Origin of the sequence: Pseudomonas sp. TH07, from assembly GCF_016651285.1 — a bacterium.
Taxonomy (GTDB): domain Bacteria; phylum Pseudomonadota; class Gammaproteobacteria; order Pseudomonadales; family Pseudomonadaceae; genus Aquipseudomonas.
The window spans coordinates 4,929,089-4,946,889 of the sequence record NZ_JAEKED010000001.1; the positions used below are offsets into that span (position 1 = coordinate 4,929,089).

At 64.7% G+C, this 17,801-nt stretch carries 14 protein-coding genes and 2 pseudogenes; all 16 read right to left on the reverse strand.

What is annotated here, in order from left to right; genetic code table 11:
• Window positions 1-26: 26 nt before the first annotated feature.
• Window positions 27-1,529 (reverse strand): sodium/proton antiporter NhaB, encoded by a 1,503-nt coding sequence (nhaB, locus tag JFU57_RS22565; RefSeq protein ID WP_078472171.1) that lies wholly within the window; start codon window positions 1,527-1,529, stop codon window positions 27-29.
• A 223-nt stretch (window positions 1,530-1,752) separates the two neighbouring features.
• A pseudogene (gene paaZ / locus JFU57_RS22570) lies at window positions 1,753-3,803 on the reverse strand (phenylacetic acid degradation bifunctional protein PaaZ).
• Window positions 3,804-3,859: 56 nt separating this feature from the next.
• Window positions 3,860-5,113 carry an OprD family porin gene (locus tag JFU57_RS22575; RefSeq protein ID WP_078472173.1) on the reverse strand — a complete coding sequence of 418 codons (1,254 nt, stop codon included), beginning with the start codon at window positions 5,111-5,113 and terminating at the stop codon, window positions 3,860-3,862.
• 38 nt (window positions 5,114-5,151) lie between these two features.
• A complete protein-coding gene (locus JFU57_RS22580; RefSeq protein WP_020298116.1) occupies window positions 5,152-6,798 on the reverse strand; it encodes a cation acetate symporter in 1,647 nt (548 codons plus the stop codon).
• Window positions 6,795-7,103 carry a DUF485 domain-containing protein gene (locus JFU57_RS22585; RefSeq protein WP_043229807.1) on the reverse strand — a complete coding sequence of 103 codons (309 nt, stop codon included), beginning with the start codon at window positions 7,101-7,103 and terminating at the stop codon, window positions 6,795-6,797. Before JFU57_RS22585 ends, JFU57_RS22580 begins: the two co-directional genes overlap by 4 nt.
• A gap of 109 nt (window positions 7,104-7,212) precedes the next feature.
• A complete protein-coding gene (gene paaE, locus JFU57_RS22590; RefSeq protein WP_020298114.1) occupies window positions 7,213-8,289 on the reverse strand; it encodes a 1,2-phenylacetyl-CoA epoxidase subunit PaaE in 1,077 nt (358 codons plus the stop codon).
• Between the two features lie 33 nt (window positions 8,290-8,322).
• The gene (gene paaD, locus JFU57_RS22595; RefSeq protein WP_078472175.1) at window positions 8,323-8,859 is read right to left on the reverse strand and encodes a 1,2-phenylacetyl-CoA epoxidase subunit PaaD; all 537 of its coding nucleotides are present in this window, start codon (window positions 8,857-8,859) and stop codon (window positions 8,323-8,325) included.
• Entirely contained in the window at window positions 8,846-9,607 is a 762-nt protein-coding gene (gene paaC / locus JFU57_RS22600) for a 1,2-phenylacetyl-CoA epoxidase subunit PaaC (RefSeq protein ID WP_201130832.1), read from the reverse strand. The genes paaD and paaC overlap by 14 nt, the downstream gene beginning before the upstream one ends.
• Window positions 9,608-9,615: 8 nt before the next feature.
• Window positions 9,616-9,897 (reverse strand): 1,2-phenylacetyl-CoA epoxidase subunit PaaB, encoded by a 282-nt coding sequence (gene paaB / locus JFU57_RS22605; protein ID WP_020298111.1) that lies wholly within the window; start codon window positions 9,895-9,897, stop codon window positions 9,616-9,618.
• 38 nt (window positions 9,898-9,935) lie between these two features.
• The gene (gene paaA / locus JFU57_RS22610) at window positions 9,936-10,925 is read right to left on the reverse strand and encodes a 1,2-phenylacetyl-CoA epoxidase subunit PaaA (RefSeq protein WP_078472177.1); all 990 of its coding nucleotides are present in this window, start codon (window positions 10,923-10,925) and stop codon (window positions 9,936-9,938) included.
• Between the two features lie 609 nt (window positions 10,926-11,534).
• The gene (gene paaK, locus JFU57_RS22615) at window positions 11,535-12,854 is read right to left on the reverse strand and encodes a phenylacetate--CoA ligase PaaK (RefSeq protein ID WP_078472178.1); all 1,320 of its coding nucleotides are present in this window, start codon (window positions 12,852-12,854) and stop codon (window positions 11,535-11,537) included.
• A 103-nt stretch (window positions 12,855-12,957) separates the two neighbouring features.
• Window positions 12,958-14,162, reverse strand: a pseudogene (gene pcaF, locus JFU57_RS22620) (3-oxoadipyl-CoA thiolase).
• Window positions 14,155-14,604 carry a hydroxyphenylacetyl-CoA thioesterase PaaI gene (paaI, locus tag JFU57_RS22625; RefSeq protein WP_201130833.1) on the reverse strand — a complete coding sequence of 150 codons (450 nt, stop codon included), beginning with the start codon at window positions 14,602-14,604 and terminating at the stop codon, window positions 14,155-14,157. The pseudogene pcaF and the gene paaI overlap by 8 nt, the downstream one beginning before the upstream one ends.
• Window positions 14,597-16,114, reverse strand: coding sequence for a 3-hydroxyacyl-CoA dehydrogenase PaaH (gene paaH / locus JFU57_RS22630; RefSeq protein WP_201130834.1), 1,518 nt, complete (start codon window positions 16,112-16,114; stop codon window positions 14,597-14,599). Before paaH ends, paaI begins: the two co-directional genes overlap by 8 nt.
• 2 nt (window positions 16,115-16,116) lie before the next feature.
• Entirely contained in the window at window positions 16,117-16,908 is a 792-nt protein-coding gene (gene paaG, locus JFU57_RS22635) for a 2-(1,2-epoxy-1,2-dihydrophenyl)acetyl-CoA isomerase PaaG (RefSeq protein ID WP_201132172.1), read from the reverse strand.
• Window positions 16,909-16,957: 49 nt separating this feature from the next.
• A complete protein-coding gene (paaF, locus tag JFU57_RS22640) occupies window positions 16,958-17,731 on the reverse strand; it encodes a 2,3-dehydroadipyl-CoA hydratase PaaF (RefSeq protein ID WP_201130835.1) in 774 nt (257 codons plus the stop codon).
• Between the last annotated feature and the right edge of the window lie 70 nt (window positions 17,732-17,801).

The following is a 17,801-nucleotide window of genomic DNA, read 5'->3' on the forward strand; positions in this document are numbered from 1 at the left end:
CCCTTGAGCCCAGTGCCGGCCCATCGCTACAACCAGTAACTCACCGCGTACCAGCCCAGCAGGCCCATCACCACGGTGTAGGGCAGGGCCATCCACACCATGCGCCCGTAAGACAGGCGCACCAGCGGGGCAATCGCCGAGGTCAGCAAAAACAGGAACGCCGCCTGGCCATTGGGCGTGGCGACGCTGGGCAGGTTGGTGCCGGTGTTGATCGCGATGGCCAGGGTTTCGAAGTGTTCACGGCTCATGTGCCCGTTGAGGAAGGCCTGCTTCACCTCGGTGATGTAAATGGTCGCCACAAACACGTTATCGCTGATGGCCGACAGCAGGCCGTTGGCGATAAACAGCATGCCTGGCTGTTGCTCCGGCGGCAGGGCCAGCACCCACTGGATCAGTGGCGTGAACAGTTGCTGATCGTGAATCACCGCCACCACCGCAAAAAACACCACCAGCAGTGCGGTGAATGGCATGGCGTCCTTGAACGCATTGCCGATGCGGTGTTCTTCGGTAATGCCGGTGAAGGCGGTGATCAGCACGATCACCATCAGCCCGATCAGCCCCACTTCGGCGATATGCAAGGCCAGGCCGGCAATCAGGATCAGGGCTGCCAGGCCCTGTACCAGCAGTGCCGCACGCTGGCGCGGGGTACGCTCGGCATCGTCGACGGCGGCGTAATCGGCCAGCACGGCGCGCACATTGTCCGGCAACAGGGTGCCGTAGCCGAACCAGCGCAGTTTCTCCAGGAGCACGCACGTCAGCAGTCCGGCAGCCAGCACCGGCAGTGACACCGGGGCGATCTTCAGCAGGAACTCGGCGAAGTGCCAGCCCATTTCATGACCGATCAGCAGGTTCTGCGGCTCACCCACCAGGGTGCACACACCGCCCAGCGCAGTGCCGACCGCGCCGTGCATCAGCAGGCTGCGCAGGAAGGCACGGAACTGCTCCAGGTCCTCGTGGTGCAACTTGGGCAGCCGCTGATCGTCGCTGAAATCGCCTTCCTGGCGTGGGTCGTTGCCCGAGGCCACGCGGTGATACACCGAGTAGAAGCCCACGGCGGCGCTGATAATCACCGCCGTCACGGTCAAAGCGTCGAGGAACGCCGAAAGAAAGGCCGAGAGGAAGCAGAACAGCAAGCCCAGCAGCACCTTGGAGCGCACCCCGAGCAACAGCCGGGAGAACAGGAACAGCAGCAGCTCCTTCATGAAGTAGATGCCGGCCACCATAAACATCAGCAGCAGGATCACCGGGAAGTTGTGCAGCAGCTCTTCATACAGCGCCTGGGGTGTGGTCATGCCCAGCAGCAGAGCTTGCACCAGCAACAGGCCGCCGGGCATCAGCGGGTAGCACTTGAGCGCCATGGCCAGGGTGAAGATGAATTCCAGCACCAGCAGCCAGCCCGCCGCTGCCGGGCTAACCAGCCAGAACAGCAACGGATTGAGAATCAGGAACGCGACGATACTGGCCTTGTACCAGCGTGGTGATTGACCGAGAAAGTTATGGGCAAACGCCTGGGCCATTGAACCGGACATCGGCGGCTCCTTTTATTGAGAAGCGCGCAAAGTGCCGCAAGCCGCATTGAAGAGCAAGGATCGATGAAATCTTTTGTAACAATCCGTAGCCGCTGCCGAAGGCTCGGGCCGCGTTCGGACGCTGACACTGAAGTACAACCCATTCCTTTCGGGTGTACTCCAGCGCCCATCCCGGCCAGCGCAGCCTCGCCAAGCTCGGCAGCGATTACAGGCTCGCGGGGGCTTACCCTTCGCGTTTGACGACGAGGGTCAGGATGTCGTAGCTGGCCACCAGTTCGCCCAGTTGGTTGGTGACTTCCACGTCCCAGGCCACGACGCCTTGGGGGATGCCCTGGGGGCTGAGCTTGCCCTGGTCGATCTTGCGTTTGCAGGTCAGGCGCGCCTGGATCGTGTCGCCGATGCCCACCGGGTTGATAAAGCGCAGGGTGTCCAGGCCGTAGTTGGCCAGTACCGGGCCCGGTGCCGGGGAGACGAACAGCCCGGCCGCGGCCGACAGCACGAAGTAGCCATGGGCGATGCGCTTGCCGAATTGCGATTCCTTGGCGGCGATCTCATCGAAGTGCATATAGAAGTGGTCGCCGGACAAGCAGCCAAAGTTCACCAGGTCCGCCTCGGTCACCGTGCGGCGATGGGTCAGCAGCGACTCGCCGATCTGCAGGTCCTGGAAGAAGCGGCGGAACGGATGGACCTCGGTCTCGATCACCTTGGCCCCGCGCACGTATTCGCCGGTAACCGCCGCCAACATGCTCGGCGAGCCCTGGACGGCGGCCCGTTGCAGGTAATGCTTCACCGCTCGCAGCCCCCGAGTTCCTCGCCACCGCCAGCGCGGCCCGGGCCGCCGTGTTTCAATTGGGGCAAGGGTGAGCCATGGCCGGTGGACTCGCCGGCGCATTCGCGGTCCAGCACCAACAAGCGGCCGTGCCAGGCAGCCGCCACCGGGATCGCCTTGGCGGCAATCTGCGGATCGCGGGTCACCAGGCTGCCCACCAGGCTGCCTTTGCCGCGAGCCGCCAGGGCCAGGGCTTCGTCCAGGTCGTCATAGGCCATCAGCGTGCTGACCGGGCCGAAGGCTTCGATATCGTGGGCACCCGCCCCATGCGGGTCGCGGGCCAGCAGCAGGGTTGGGGCGAAGAATGCCCCCTGGCTGACGTTTTCGCCGCGGGGTTCGAAGCCGTCGCGGGCACCGAACAGCAGGTCGCTGCTGTGCAGCAGGCTTGCCACGCGCTCGGCCACATCCCGTTGCTGGTCGTGGGAGGCCAGGGCGCCCATGCGCACGCCTTCCACCGACGGATCACCGACCACCACCTTGGCCAGGCGCTCGCGCAAACGGCTGGCCACGGCGTCGATGTGCTTGGCCGGGACGATGGCACGGCGGATGGCGGTGCATTTCTGACCGGCCTTGGTGGTCATTTCCCGGGCGACTTCCTTGATGAACAGTTCGAACTCTTCATCGTCCGGGGTCACGTCCGGGGCCAGGATCGCGCAGTTCAGCGAGTCGGCTTCGGCGTTGAACGGCACCGAGTGGCGAATCAGGTTCGGGTTGACCCGCAGCTTGGCCGCGGTGTCGGCGGAGCCGGTGAAAGTCACCACATCCTGACCTTCGAGGCGGTCCAGCAGGTCGCCGGTGCTGCCGATCACCAGTTGCAGGCTGCCGCTGGGCAGCAGGCCCGACTCGTCCATCAGGCGCACCACGGCCTCGGTCAGGTAGCTGGTGGCGCTGGCCGGCTTGACGATGCACGGCATGCCGGCGAGGAAGCAGGGGGCGAATTTTTCCAACATGCCCCAGATTGGAAAGTTGAAGGCATTGATGTGCACCGCCAGGCCACCACGGGGCACCAGGATATGAGTGCCGGCAAAGCTCCCGAGCTTGCTCAGTTGCAGTGCCGGGCCTTCATGCACGATGTTGCCTGAGGGCAGTTCGCGGGCGCCGAGGCTGGCATAGGTGAACAGCGTGCTGTTGCCGCCTTCGATATCGATCCAGCTGTCGGCGCGGGTGGCGCCGCTGTGGTGGGACAGGGCGTACAGCTGTTCCTTGCGCTCGCTGAGGTACAGCGCCAGGGCCTTGAGACGCTGGGCCCGTTGCTGGAAATCCAGGGCCATCAGCGCGGCGTTGCCCGCGCGGCGACCATGCTCGACGGCTTCGGCGAAATCCGGGCGTTCTTCATGGGTGCGTGCCAGTTCATGGCCATCAAGGGCGCTGCGCAGCACCTGGGCACCGTGTTGGCCGATCCAGCGGCCGGCGATGAAGCTTTGCAGGGTAGGGGCGTGAGGCATCACGATTGCTCCGGGTGAAAAATGAGGCCGGCGCGGCGAACCGCGCCGGAGGGGGGTTACCAAAGCGCCAGGGTGTAACCGAGGATCAGTCGGTTTTCATCGATGGCGGTGCTCAAGCCATTGCCGGAGCGGAACGTCAGGTTGCGCCAGCGAATGCTCACGTCCTTGAACACGCCGCTCTGGATGACGTAGGTAATGTCGGTGTCGCGTTCCCATTCGCGGCCGTTGTCGACGGCACCGGCCTTGACGTGGCGGCCATCGGTGTAGCGGCTCATGAAGGTCAGGCCGGGAATGCCCTGGGCGGCGAAGTCGTAGTCGTAGCGCAGTTGCCAGGAGTCTTCTTCGGCGCGGGTGTAGGTGTTGTAGGTCACCAGGTTGACCACGTACGGATCGCCGCCGTTGAGGAACGGGAAAGCGCTGTCACCTGACAGCTGCTGCCAGGTGGCGCTGACTTTGTGCGCGCCGTGGGCCAGGGTGAACATGCTGTTGAAGTTGCGGTTGTCGATACGCCCGGCACGTTCGGCGCCGTCGCCGCGACTGTCGAAATAGCGCAGGTCGCTGCGCAGGCTGAAGCCGTTGCCCAGGGGCTGGCTGTGCACCAGGCCGAGGAATTGCTGGCGATAGATTTGATCGAGCTTGCCGTAGTAATAGCTCAGGCTCAGTTGTGGGTTGAAGGCATAGCTGCCGCCGGCGAAATCGAAGTGGTCGCTGCGGGCGGCGCCATAGCCAATGTCGTCGTTGCTGGAGGAATCCCGCAGGTTGGTCTTGGTCAGGCGCCCGGTATTGATGGTCAGGCCGCTGATTTCCTGGCTGGTGAGCAGGCCGCCCTGGAAGGTCGAGCCCAGCAGTCGGGTGTCGTTGTAGGTGGCCACCGGCAGCAATGGCTGCAAGGTGCCGAGCTTCAACACGCTTTTGGATAGGCGCAGCTTGCCGGTCAGCCCCAGTTCGCTGAACTCGTCCGCCGGCTCGTGGCTGTTGGGGCCATAGGGCAGCAGGCCGGTGCCACGGCGGTCGGGGCTGGAGTCGAGCTTGAGTCCCAACTCGCCCAGGGCATCCAGGCCGAAGCCCAGGGTGCCCTCGGTAAAACCGGACTCGATGCGGGCGGTAAAGCCCTGGCCCCATTCCTCGGCCTTGGACTGCGCGGCGTTGTCCTGGCGGAAATCACGGTTCAGGTAATGGTTGCGCAGCTCCAGCCGCGCCTTGCTGTCGCCGATGAAGTCGGCCAGGGCACTGGGGGCGAACAGCGGCAGGCTGAGGGCCGCCATGATCGACAGTAGAGCCTTGGGTGAAGCGATGTGAGCGGGGTTCATTGTTGTTATTCCCTGTCATCCGATCGGTCGTGGTGAGTTCAGTGGTTGCTGGCGCTGGAGGCGCCGATGCCGGTCATCGAGCGGATGAACTGCGCCAGGTAGCGCCCGCGCTCCAGTTCGGCCCGGGGCGAGCGGTCGGTCACCGAGAACAGCCACGCGCTGAGGAACGCCAGGCTCATGGAGAACAGCGCCGGGTTGGAGTAGGGGAACAGCGCCTGCTCGTGGTGCAGGACGTTGACCCAGACCGCCGGGCTCAATACCAGCAGGACAATGGCCGAGATCAGGCCGGCCAGGCTGCCGGTGACCGCGCCACGGGTGGTCAGGCCTTTCCAGTACATGGAGAGGAACAGCACCGGGAAGTTGACCGAGGCGGCAATCGCCAGCACCAGGCCAGAGAGGAAGGCGATGTTCTGCGACTCGAACAACAGGCCAAGGATGATCGCCAGCACGCCGATGCACAGGGTGGCGATGCGCGACACGCGGATTTCCTGCTTCTCGGTGGCCTGGCCCTTGCGGATCACGCAGGCATACAGGTCATGGGACACCGCCGAGGCACCGGACAGCGCCAGGCCGGCCACCACCGCGAGAATGGTGGCGAAGGCCACCGCCGAGATGAAACCGAGGAACAGGTTGCCGCCCACGGCCTGGGCCAGGTGCACGGCGATCATGTTGCCGCCGCCGATGATCGCGCCGTTGGCATCGCGGAATGCCGGGTCGGTGCCGACCATGACGATGGCACCGAAGCCGACGATGATCAGCAGCAGGTAGAAATAGCCGATGAAACCGGTGGCGTAGAACACGCTTTTACGCGCTTCCTTGGCATCACTGACGGTGAAGAAACGCATCAGGATATGGGGCAGGCCGGCGGTGCCGAACATCATGCCCAGGCCCAGGGAGATGGCGTCGATCGGGTTCGACAGCAGGCCGCCCGGGGCCATGATCGCGCTGCCCTTGGCGTGCACCGCACTGGCACCCGCGAACATCGCCTCGGTACTGAAACCGAAATGCTTGAGCACCATAAAGGCCATGAAGCTGGTGCCGAACAGCAGCATCACCGCCTTGATGATCTGCACCCAGGTGGTGGCGAGCATGCCGCCGAAGGTCACGTAAAACACCATCAGCACGCCCACCAGCATCACCGCGTACAGGTAGCTGATGCCAAACAGCAGCTCGATCAGCTTGCCGGCACCGACCATCTGTGCCACCAGGTACATCAGGGCCACGGTCAGGGTGCCGAAGGCCGAAGTCAGGCGCACCGGGGTTTGTTCCAGGCGATAGGACACCACGTCGGCAAAGGTGTATTTGCCCAGGTTGCGCAGGCGTTCGGCGATCAGGAACAGGATGATCGGCCAGCCGGCCAGCACCCCCAGGGCGTACAACAGGCCGTCATAGCCGTTGAGGAACATCATGGCCGAGATGCCGAGGAAGGACGCGGCGGAGATCATGTCGCCGGCAATCGCCAGGCCGTTCTGGAAGCCGGTCATGCCGCCACCGGCGGTGTAGAAATCACTGGCCGAACGGGTGCGCAGGGCCGCCCAGCGGGTGACGCCGAGGGTGAACAGGACGAACACCAGGAACATGCCGATGGCGTTCCAGTTCAACGGCCGGGCGCTGCCCTCGGCGGCCAGCGCAACGTCAGTGGCGAAGGCACAAGGCAGCAGGAACAGGGTCAGGAGGCGCTTCATTGGGCGCACTCCTGCTTGAGTTTTTCGTTCAGCGGGTCGATCACGTGGTTGGCGCGGTACACATAGAAACCGGTCAGGGCAAAGGCCAGCAGCACGATCACCACGCCCACCAGCATGCCGACCGTGGTCACGCCGCCGCTCAGGGATTGGCCCAGGGTGCTGGGGGAAAACGCCACCAGCAGCACAAAGCCGTAATAGATCACCAGCATCGCCAGGCTCAGCGACCAGTAGAGGTTCTGTTTGCGGCGCACCAGCTGGATAAAATCCGGGTGCTGACTGATCTGTTGTATCTCTTGCGGGGTCATGGCGGCGCTCTCTGGGTTGTTGTTTTTGTTTTGGGTGAAGCAGGTTGCGGGCACGGCGTCAGGCATCGCGCCTGCACGGTGGCAGGCGCTGCTGGGGTGACGGCTGGCGTCAGAGTTGGTCGAAGTCCAGCACCACCTTGGCGCTGACCGGGAATGACTGGCACGACAGCACGTAGCCGGCCGCCACTTCGTAGTCCTCGAGGGCGTGGTTGCTGTCCATTTCCACCTCGCCTTCGATCACCTTGCATTTGCAGGTGGAGCAGACCCCGGCCTTGCACGAATAAGGCAGCTCGGCGCCCTGGATGTTGCCGGCGTCGAGGATGCTCAAAGTGTTGCGCGGCAGGTCGAAGGCCAGGGCGCGGCCATCGCTGATCACGGTGATCTGGCTGGTGGCGGCGTCGATCTGGCGTGCAGCTTCGCGGGCCTCGCGTTTTTGCTGGCTGCCGGCGGCGGCAAACAGTTCGAAGTGAATGCGCTCGGCCGGCATGCCCTTGGCCTTGAGGCTGTCGCGCACGGTTTCGGTCATTTCCTGGGGGCCGCAGATAAACGCCGCGTCCAGGGCCTTGACGTCGAGCCAGCGGGAAAACAGCTGCTCGCATTTCTCAGCGTTGATCCGGCCGTTATAGAGGTCGACATCCTGCTGCTCGCGGCTGAAAACGAAGATCAGGTTCAGGCGCTGCAGGTAACGGTTCTTCAGGTCCTCGAGCTGTTCGCGAAACAGCGCACCGGAACTGGAACGGTTGCCGTAGAGCAGGGTGACCTGGCTGTGGGGTTCGGTTTCCAGGGTGCTCTTGATGATCGACAGGATCGGCGTGATACCGCTGCCGGCAGCCACCGCCAGGTAGCGCCCGTGCCGCGCCGGGTCCAGTTCGACATGAAAATGCCCGGCGGGTGGCATCACTTCCAGGCGGTGCCCGGCCTTGAGCTGTTCGTTGGCAAAGGCCGAGAAACGTCCGCCGGCCACACGCTTGATGGCGATGCGCAGTTCGCCGTCATTGACCCCGGTGCAAATCGAATAGGAGCGGCGCACTTCTTCACCGTCCAGTTGGGTGCGCATCACCAGGTGCTGGCCCTGGGTGAAATGAAAGCTGTCCTGCAGGTGCTGCGGAATCTCGAAGGCGATGGACACGGCGTCACGGGTTTCGCTGCGCACATCCTTGATCACCAGGCTGTGGAATTTGCTCATTGTGGGTCTCCCACTGACACGGCAAGCGGCCGCTCAGATGCACTTGAAGTAGTCGAACGGTTCCAGGCAGTCACGGCAGCGATACAGCGCCTTGCAGGCGGTCGAGCCGAACTCGCTGAGCAGCTCGGTATGGGCGCTGCCGCATTGCGGGCAGAGGATGTCGTGGCGCTCTCCCAGCAGGCCGCGTTTGCTGGTGCTGCCCGGGCGCGGCGGCGCGATGCCATAGGCCCGCAGGCGTTCGCGGCCGTCGTCGGTGATCCAGTCGCTGCTCCAGGCCGGGGTCAACTTGCGTTGCAGCTGCGGAGCGCGGAAACCGGCGAGTTCCAGGGCGTCGCGGATGTCGCTTTCGATCACCTCGGTGGCCGGGCAGCCGGAGTAGGTCGGGGTCACTACCACGTGCAGGTGGCCGTCGCGCCAATCGAGATCGCGGACGATCCCGAGGTCGACCACGCTGACCACCGGCACTTCCGGGTCCATGACCTGGGTCAGGGTCGCCCAGGCCGCGTCCAGGTCGCCTGGCTGTACCGCCCGCGCGCCCTGGTCGCTGGTGATCAGCTCACCAGGTCGCATCGGGGTACGCTCGGGGCAGGAACTGCATTTCCGCCAGCAGGGTGCCCAGGTGTTCGCTGTGCAGGCCGCGACGGGCATCGAGGTAGAAGTAGCTCGGCGCCGCAGGCAGGGGCAGGGTGGCGCGGGTGAAGACCTGCTTGACCCGGGCCTGCCAGGCGCTGGCGATCTGCGCGGCATCCGGCACCAGGCCGGCGGCGTGCAGGCGGGTTTCGCTGTCGTCACCGCTGATCAGCTCGATGGTGAAGCGCCACAGCAGGGGGATGGCATCGAGCATGCGCTGATGGCTCTCTTCGGTGCCGTCGCCCAGCCGTTCGACCCATTCGCCGGAGCGGCGCAGGTGATAGGTGGCTTCCTTGACCGCCTTGGCGGCGATCCCGGCGATGCGCTCGTCGCTGGACTGGCTCAGGCCCTGGAGCACTTCCAGGTGCCAGGCGTCATAGAAAAACTGCTTGAGCATGGTCACCGCGTAGTCGCCGTTGGGCTGCTCCACCAGCAACAGGTTGCGGTAGGCGCGCTCGTCGCGGCGGAACGCCAGGTGGTCGGCGTCGCGGCCGTCGTCCAGCAGCTCGGCGGCGTAGTCCAGCCAGTTGCGGGCCTGGCCCACCAGGTCGAGGCCAACGTTCATCAGCGCCAGCTCTTCTTCCAGCGCTGGCGCGCGACCGCACCATTGGCACAGGCGCTGGCCCTGGATCAGGGCGCTGTCACCGAGGCGCAGCAGGTATTGGATCAGATCGGTTTGAGTGGTCATGGTCGGCCTCACATGTGTCCGACTTCAGGCGGCAGCTCGTAGAAGCTGGCGTGGCGATAGACCTTGTCGTCGGCCGGGTCGAACAGCGGGTCTTTCTCGTCCGGGGACGAGGCGACGATCAGATTGGATGGCACCACCCACAGGCTCACGCCCTCGCTACGGCGGGTGTACAGCTCGCGGGCGTTCTCGATGGCCATGACACTGTCGGCGGCATGCACGCTGCCGACGTGTTTGTGGTTGAGGCCGTGCTTGCTGCGCACGAAAACTTCGAAGAGGGTCCATTCAGACATCGGGGTGACTCCACATCAGGCGTTTGATCGACGGGCGATCAGGCGGCGTTTTTATTGGTTTTCTTGCGGGCGTGGGCGACAGCGGCCTGGCGCACCCAGGCGCCGTCTTCAATGGCCTTGCGCCGGGTCGCGACGCGTTCCTGGTTGCACGGGCCATTGCCCTTGAGCACTTCGTAGAATTCGTCCCACTGGATTTCGCCGAAATCGTAGTGGCCGCGCTCTGCGTTCCACACAAGGTCCGGGTCGGGGCAGGTGCAGCCCAGCAGTTCCAGTTGCGGGATGGTCTGGTCGATAAAGCGCTGGCGCAGCTCGTCGTTGCTCTGGCGCTTGATTTTCCAGGCCATGGACTGGGCGCTGTTGGGCGAGTGTTCGTCGCTGGGGCCGAACATCATCAGGGCCGGCCACCACAGGCGGTTGATGGCGTCCTGGACCATGTCTTTCTGCGCCTGGTTACCCTCGCGCATCATGGTCAGCAGCACTTCGTAGCCCTGGCGCTGGTGGAAGCTCTCTTCCTTGCAGATGCGCACCATGGCCCGGGAATAGGGGCCGTAGGAGGTGCGCTGCAACACCACCTGATTGACGATGGCCGCGCCGTCCACCAGCCAGCCCACCGCGCCCATGTCGGCCCAGTTCAGGGTTGGGTAATTGAAGATGCTTGAGTACTTGGCGCGGCCGCTGTGCAACTTGGCGATCTCCTCGTCGCGGTCGGCGCCCAGGGTCTCCATGGCGCTGTACAGGTACAGGCCGTGACCGGCTTCGTCCTGGATCTTGGCCATCAGTTGCAGCTTGCGCTTGAGGGTCGGCGCGCGAGCCACCCAGTTGCCCTCGGGCAACATGCCGACGATTTCCGAGTGGGCGTGTTGGGAAATCTGCCGGATCAGCGTCTGGCGATAGGCATCGGGCATCCAGTTCTTGGCTTCGATCTTGATTTCCGAATCAATTTTTTCCTGGAAAGCGCGCTCCTGCTCGGACATCTCCGACAGGCTCTTGATGCTCTTGACCCCGGTTTCTACCAGCTGTGCATACATGACGTGTCTCCCGCCGTGAAGGTGTGCGTGGGCATGGAGAACTTTATATGTGATACATAAATAAATATCAAACACAAAATAACGTGTCGTATATTTTTTTGTATCGCATTGGGGGGATGAAGGCTCCAGATCAGGGGTTGCTTCTCAATGCTGTCAGGCGAGTGCTGTCAGGCCTCTGGCTAGGGAGCTTGCTCCCGCTGGGGCGCGCAGCGGCCCTGAAACCGGGCGTTGCGGTGCCTCAGGGAGATGGAGTTGGGGTGATTGCGGCTGCTGCGCAGCCGAGCGGGAGCAAGCTCCCTCGCCACAGGAGGGATCGGGTGTGTTGGGATGTTTCTGGCTGCAACGATGGGGTGTTTCTCAAGGCTGTCAGGCGAGCACTGTCGGGCCGTTGTGGCGAGGGAGCTTGCTCCCGCTGGGGCGCGCAGCGGCCCTAAAACCGGGTGTTGCGGTGCCTCAGGGAGATAGAGTTGGGGTGATTGCGGCTGCTGTGCAGCCGAGCGGGAGCAAGCTCCCTAGCCACGGAGGGCGTTCACCACGCTGTTTCAGGGGCTTGAAGCGGAGGGGCGCCCCGGCATCGGGCGATGCGGGGCGTGGCAGGGGCAGGGGTGGTTATTTGCGGTTGTCGATCACATGGCAGGCCTTGCCTTCGGAACGCTTGATGGAGAACGCCGGCTGCAAAACGATACGGGAACTGATGCCGATGTTGGTTTTGATGTGCCGGCTCAGTTCGCTGCAGATGGTTTTCTGCTGCTCTTCAGGCAGGTGCTGGTGCTCGCTCTTGAGTTCGACGTGTACGTCGACACTGTCGAGGTTGCCGTTGCGATAGAGATGGATCTCATAGCTCTCGCACAGCTGCCGGACCTTGAGCACCTGTTCCTCGACCTGGGTCGGGAACACATTGACGCCGCGAATGATCAGCATGTCATCGCTGCGTCCGGTGATCTTGTCGATACGGCGCATGGGGCGGGCGGTGCCGGGCAGGAGCCGGGTCAGGTCGCGGGTGCGGTAACGGATCATCGGCAAGGCTTCCTTGCTCAACGAGGTGAAGACCAGCTCACCCATCTGCCCGTCGGGCAGTACCTCGCCGGTGATGGGGTCGATGATCTCGGGGTAGAAGTGGTCTTCCCAGATGGTCGGGCCATCCTTGGTCTCGGCGCACTCCATGGCCACCCCCGGGCCCATGATTTCCGAAAGGCCATAGATATCCAGGGCAGTGATCCCCAGTCGTTGCTCGATGGCGCTGCGCAGTTCGGCGGTCCAGGGTTCGGCGCCGAAGATGCCCAGGCGCAACGCGAGTTTTTGCGGGTCGATGCCCTGGCGCTCGATTTCATCGGCGATGTTGAGCATGTAGGAGGGCGTGACCATGATGATGTCCGGCTGGAAATCCTTGATCAGTTGCACCTGTTTTTCGGTCTGCCCACCGGACATCGGGATCACGGTGCAGCCCAGGCGCTCGGCGCCGTAGTGCGCCCCCAGGCCACCGGTAAACAGGCCGTAGCCATAGGAGATATGCACCTTGTCGCCACGCCGCCCGCCACCGGCGCGGATCGAGCGCGCCACCACGTTGGCCCAGGTGTCGATGTCGTTCTGGGTGTACCCGACCACTGTCGGTTTGCCGGTGGTGCCGCTGGAGGCGTGCAGTCGCACCACGTCCTGCATCGGTACGGCGAACATGCCGTAGGGGTAGTTGTCACGCAGGTCGGACTTGGTGGTGAAGGGGAATTTTGCCAGGTCATCGAGGCTGCGCACATCGTCGGGGTGCACCCCCAGTTCGTCGAAACGCTGGCGATAGAGCGGTACGTTGTTGTAGGCGTGGTTCAGGCTCCAGCGCAGCCGGTCAAGCTGATGCTGGCGCAGTTGGTCGATGCTGGCGGTCTCCAGCGGGTCCAGCACGGGGTCAAGCACGGCTTTGGCAATTGGCATGTTCATGACTTCACTCGAATTGTTTTTGTGTTGCGACCCGCCGGCAAGCGGGTCTTGAGTGCATGCGCCAAGGATACCTGGCGGCACCCTGGGTCTTGCGTTGTTTCTACTAGAACCTTTCGATAATCAGGGCGATGCCCTGGCCGACGCCGATGCACATGGTGCACAAGGCGTAGCGGCCCTGGCGTTGTTCCAGTTCGTGCAGGGCCGTGGTCACCAGGCGTGCGCCGCTCATGCCCAGGGGTGGCCCAGGGCGATGGCGCCGCCATTGGGGTTGACCCGTGGATCGTCATCCCCCAGCCCCAGTTCGCGCAGCACGGCCAGACCCTGGGCAGCGAAGGCTTCGTTGAGTTCGATCACGTCCATGTCTGCCAGGCTGAGGTTGGCCAGTTCCAGGACCTTGCGCGTCGCCGGCACCGGGCCGATGCCCATGATTCGCGGCTCGACTCCGGCCGTGGCCATGGCCACCACCCGACCCCGGGCCTTGAGCCCGTAACGCTGGGCGGTGGCGGCATTGGCCAGCAGCAGCGCACAGGCGCCGTCATTGACCCCGGAGGCGTTGCCGGCGGTGACGGTGCCGTCCTTGCGGAATGGTGTGCCGAGCTTTTGCAGCTGTTCGAGGGTGGTGTCGCCCCGTGGGTGCTCGTCGTGTTCGACGACGATGGCCGGACCTTTGCGCTGACGGATCTGCACCGCGACTATTTCCCGGGCGAGGCGCCCGCTGGCTTGGGCGGCAGAGGCGCGTTGCTGGCTGCGCAGGGCGAAGGCGTCCTGGTCGGCGCGGGAGATATTGAACTGCGCAGCGACGTTTTCGGCGGTCTCCGGCATCGAGTCGATGCCATATTGCTGCTCCATCAACGGGTTGACGAAACGCCAGCCGATGGTGGTATCGAAAAGCTGCGCCTGGCGAGAAAACGCGGTCTCGGCCTTGCCCATCACCAGGGGTGCACGAGACATCGACTCGACGCCACCCACCAGCATCAGCGAAGCCTCGCCGCAGCGAATCGCCCGCGCCGCGCTGCCGATGGCGTCCAGGCCGGAGCCGCACAGGCGGTTGAGGGTGGTCCCGGGTACGCTAACCGGCAGCCCGGCCAGCAGGGCCGACATGCGCGCCACGTTACGGTTATCTTCGCCGGCCTGGTTGGCGCAGCCGTAGAGGACATCGTCGACCGTGCTCCAGTCCACTTGCGGGTGGCGGCGCAGCAGTTCGCGCAGGGGTATCGCACCAAGGTCGTCGGCGCGCACGCTGCTCAGGGCGCCGGCATAGCGGCCGATGGGGGTGCGGACTGCATCGATGATCAGGGCGTCATTCATTGGGGGTCTCCTGCGTCAGCACCGGGCCGCGCACTTTGTAGGATTTGCCATGGAACAGGGCAATCAACTGCCCTTGCTGGTTTTCAATGCGCACGTCGTAGTTACCGGTGCGCCCGCTACGGCTTTGTTCGATGCAGTCGGCGGTGAGGGTGTCGCCCAGGCGTGCCGGGGCGATGTAGTCGATGCTGCAGCCGATGGCCACGGTGGCCTCGTTGTAACTGTTGCAGGCAAAGGCGAAGGCCGAATCCGCCAGGGCGAACAGGTAGCCACCGTGGCAGGTGCCGTGGCCCTGAAGCATATGGGCGCCGACGCTCATGCCCAGTCGGGCGGCCCCCGGCGCCACTGACAGCAGGCGCATGCCCATGGCCTGGCTGGCCTGGTCACGTTCAAACAGGTTTTGTGCGCATTGGCTGGCCAGGTTCATGGCTTGGTGGTTAGTCATGGAAGGTGCTCCCTTCGGCTACCTTGCGCCGCAGCAGCAGGGACGGCCGGTAACGTTCTTCGCCATAGGCGGCTTGCAGGTTTTCCAGGACGTACAGCAGCGCCGCCAGGCCGATGCGGTCGGCCCAGGCCAGCGGGCCCTGGGGATAGTTGACGCCGGCGCGCATCGCCAGGTCTATGTCGGCAGCGCTGGCCACTCCGTGCAGGAGCGCGTCCGCGGCCTCGTTGGCGAGCATCGCCACGCTGCGCAGCACCACCAGTGCCGGGCTGTCAGTGACTTGGCTGACCTTGAGCCCGGCGCGCTGCAACAGCGCCACGGCTTGCTCCATAGCCTGGGGCGAGGTGTCGGCGCTGCAACTGATGGCAATGCGCCCTGCACTGGAAAAATCGCCCACCAGATCCAGCAGGATCAGGTTGCGCAGGCCGCTGGCACGGGCGCGTTGGCTGGCCGAGCGGCCATCGCTGAGGGCCAGCACCGCGTCGCCAACCCGCAGCAGGCCGCTGCCGTCGCGAAGAGTGAGGTGAATGCCGGCCTCGCGCAGGCGCGGCAGCAGTTCGCGGGCGATGCCGAGGTCGCCCTCGACTTCGCAGCAGTCAATGCTGGCCTGGCTTTCGAGCTGAGCAGGGGTTGGCCGTGGGGCGCCTTCGGCATAGCTGTAGAAGCCCTGGCCGCTCTTGCGGCCCAAATGGCCAGCGTCCACCAGTTCTTTCTGGATCAGCGACGGTTGGTAGCGCATGTCGCCGTAGTAGGCGTGGAACACCGAGCAGGTCACGGCGTAGTTGACGTCGTGGCCGATCAGGTCGGTGAGCTCGAAGGCGCCCATGGCGAAGCCGCCGCCTTCGCGCAGCAAAGCATCGAGGGTGGCGCAATCGGCGGCGCCTTCCTGCAGCAGGCGCAGGCTCTCGGCATAAAACGGCCGGGCCACGCGGTTGACGATAAAGCCCGGCGTGGATCGGGCATGCACCGGTTTTTTCCCCCAGGCGGCCGCCGTGTCATACAGGCAGCGGGCCAGGGCAGGGTCGCTGGCGAGGCCCGAGATCACCTCGACCAGGGCCATTACCGGCGCCGGATTGAAGAAGTGCAGCCCCAACAGGCGCTCGGGCCGTGTCAGGCCGGCGGCGATGCTGGTGATCGACAGTGATGAGGTGTTGCTGGCGAGGATGCAGCTGGGCTGGCACAGGCTTTCAAGCTGACGAAACAGCTGCTGCTTGACCTCGAGGTTTTCGACAATGGCTTCGATGATCAGGTCGCTGTCGGCCAGGCTGTCGATGGATTCGGCTACTTGCAGGCGGTCCAGGGTGGCGCGATGGGCCTGGGCCTCGAGCTTGCCGTTCTGCACTCGCTTGCCGAGCTGGCGGTCGATGCCGGCGATGGCCTGGGCGGCAGCGCCGGGACGGCTATCGAGCAACTGCACCTGGTGCCCGGCCTGGGCCGCCACCTGGGCAATGCCGGCCCCCATGGCGCCGGCGCCGATCACCGCGATGCGGGCGTCTGTAGTCAATGCGCTCATGGTCAGCGGCCCTTGAAGGTCGGTGTGCGTTTTTCCATAAAGGCGCTGACGCCTTCGCGGTAATCCTCGCTGCGCCCGGCCAGGCGTTGCAGGTCTTTTTCCAGCTCCAGTTGCTCGTCGAAGCTGTTGTGCAGGCTGGCGTTGAGGCTGCGCTTGATCAGGGCCAGGCCGTAGGTTGGCTGGGTCGCCAGGTGCCGCGCCAGCTTCAAGGCTTCGTCGCGCAGATCGGCATCGTCGACGCAGCGGTAGATCAGCCCCCATTGCTCGGCTTGTTCGGCGCTCAGGCGATTGCCCAGCAGCGCCAGGGCCTTGGCTCGGGCCATGCCGACCAGGCGTGGCAGGGTCCAGGTGCCGCCGGAGTCGGGAATCAGGCCGATCTTGCAGAACGCTTGGATAAAGCTCGCCGAGCGCGCCGCCAGGACTAGGTCACAGGCCAGCGGGATATTGGCCCCGGCCCCGGCTGCGACACCGTTGACCGCGCAGATCACCGGCAGCGGCAGGTCGCGCAGTTGGCGGATCAGCGGGTTGTAGAACTTCTCGATGGATTCGCCGAGGTCCGGCACGGCACTGCCGGGCGCTACGTTGCGGTCGCTGAGGTCCTGGCCGGCGCAGAAGCCACGGCCTTCGCCGGTCAGCAGCAGCACCCGGACTTGCGGGTCATTGCGCAGCAGCTTCAGCGCCTGTTTGACTTCACCGTGCATCTGCGCGTTGAAGCTGTTGAGTTGCTCGGGGCGGTTGAGGCTGAGCAGGGCGACGCCGGCCTCGATGGAAAACAGGATGTGTTCGAAGTTCATGGTCATGGCGCTCTCTGCGAGGTCGTTCGAATAAGGGGCCTGGGCCGGGTCATTGCCCGCTGAAGTGCGCCGGGCGCTTGTCCTGGAAGGCGCGTATGCCTTCGTCGCGGTCACGGGTGCCGGCCAGCAGGGTGAAGGCCTGGCGTTCGAAGCGCAGGCCCGTGGCGAGGTCGGTGTCCATGGCCTTGAGCAGCGCCTCCTTGGCCAGGCGCACTGCCAGCGGGGCTTTGCCAGCAATCAGCGTAGCCAGTTGCAGGGCGCGCTCGACGGTGAATTCGGGCTGGGTGACTTCGCTCACCAGGCCGGCGCGCAGGGCGTGGCGGGCGTCGATTGATTCGCCGCCAAGGACCATCTGCATGGCCATGGACTTGCCGACAGCGCGCAACAGGCGTTGGGTGCCGCCGGCGCCGGGCATGATCCCGAGGTTGATTTCCGGCTGGCCGAAGCGGGCGTCTTCGCCGGCAATAATGATGTCGGCGTGCATCGCCAGTTCGCAGCCACCGCCCAGGGCGAAACCGTTGACGGCGGCGATCAGTGGTTTGCTGAAGCGGGTGATGGCGTGCCACGACGCCTGGCGCGGGTCATTGAGGATGCCCACCAGGTCGCGCTCGGCCATTTCCTTGATGTCGGCGCCGGCGGCGAACGCTCTGGCGCTGCCGGTCAGGACCACCGCCCGGGCATCGGGGTCGGCTTCAGCCTCGGCCAGGGCGCTGGCCAGTTCCGCCAGCAACTCGGTGGTCAGGGCGTTCAAGGCCTGGGGGCGTTGCAGGGTAATCAGGCGTACGCCGTGCTCGAAGCATTCGACGGCAAGGGTTTGAGGCATGGCGGATGCCCTCGGGTGCACGCTCGGCCTGGGGCCGGCTCATTATTGGATCGGCTGGGACGCCGGTTTT

Bases quoted from the DNA above. Each gene is read 5' to 3' on its own strand.
- nhaB (WP_078472171.1), bottom strand. From the start codon at position 1,529: ATGTCCGGTTCAATGGCCCAGGCGTTTGCCCATAACTTTCTCGGTCAA.
- JFU57_RS22575 (WP_078472173.1), bottom strand. From the start codon at position 5,113: ATGAACCCCGCTCACATCGCTTCACCCAAGGCTCTACTGTCGATCATG.
- JFU57_RS22580 (WP_020298116.1), bottom strand. From the start codon at position 6,798: ATGAAGCGCCTCCTGACCCTGTTCCTGCTGCCTTGTGCCTTCGCCACT.
- JFU57_RS22585 (WP_043229807.1), bottom strand. From the start codon at position 7,103: ATGACCCCGCAAGAGATACAACAGATCAGTCAGCACCCGGATTTTATC.
- paaE (WP_020298114.1), bottom strand. From the start codon at position 8,289: ATGAGCAAATTCCACAGCCTGGTGATCAAGGATGTGCGCAGCGAAACC.
- paaD (WP_078472175.1), bottom strand. From the start codon at position 8,859: ATGCGACCTGGTGAGCTGATCACCAGCGACCAGGGCGCGCGGGCGGTA.
- paaC (WP_201130832.1), bottom strand. From the start codon at position 9,607: ATGACCACTCAAACCGATCTGATCCAATACCTGCTGCGCCTCGGTGAC.
- paaB (WP_020298111.1), bottom strand. From the start codon at position 9,897: ATGTCTGAATGGACCCTCTTCGAAGTTTTCGTGCGCAGCAAGCACGGC.
- paaA (WP_078472177.1), bottom strand. From the start codon at position 10,925: ATGTATGCACAGCTGGTAGAAACCGGGGTCAAGAGCATCAAGAGCCTG.
- paaK (WP_078472178.1), bottom strand. From the start codon at position 12,854: ATGAACATGCCAATTGCCAAAGCCGTGCTTGACCCCGTGCTGGACCCG.
- paaI (WP_201130833.1), bottom strand. From the start codon at position 14,604: ATGACTAACCACCAAGCCATGAACCTGGCCAGCCAATGCGCACAAAAC.
- paaH (WP_201130834.1), bottom strand. From the start codon at position 16,114: ATGAGCGCATTGACTACAGACGCCCGCATCGCGGTGATCGGCGCCGGC.
- paaG (WP_201132172.1), bottom strand. From the start codon at position 16,908: ATGAACTTCGAACACATCCTGTTTTCCATCGAGGCCGGCGTCGCCCTG.
- paaF (WP_201130835.1), bottom strand. From the start codon at position 17,731: ATGCCTCAAACCCTTGCCGTCGAATGCTTCGAGCACGGCGTACGCCTG.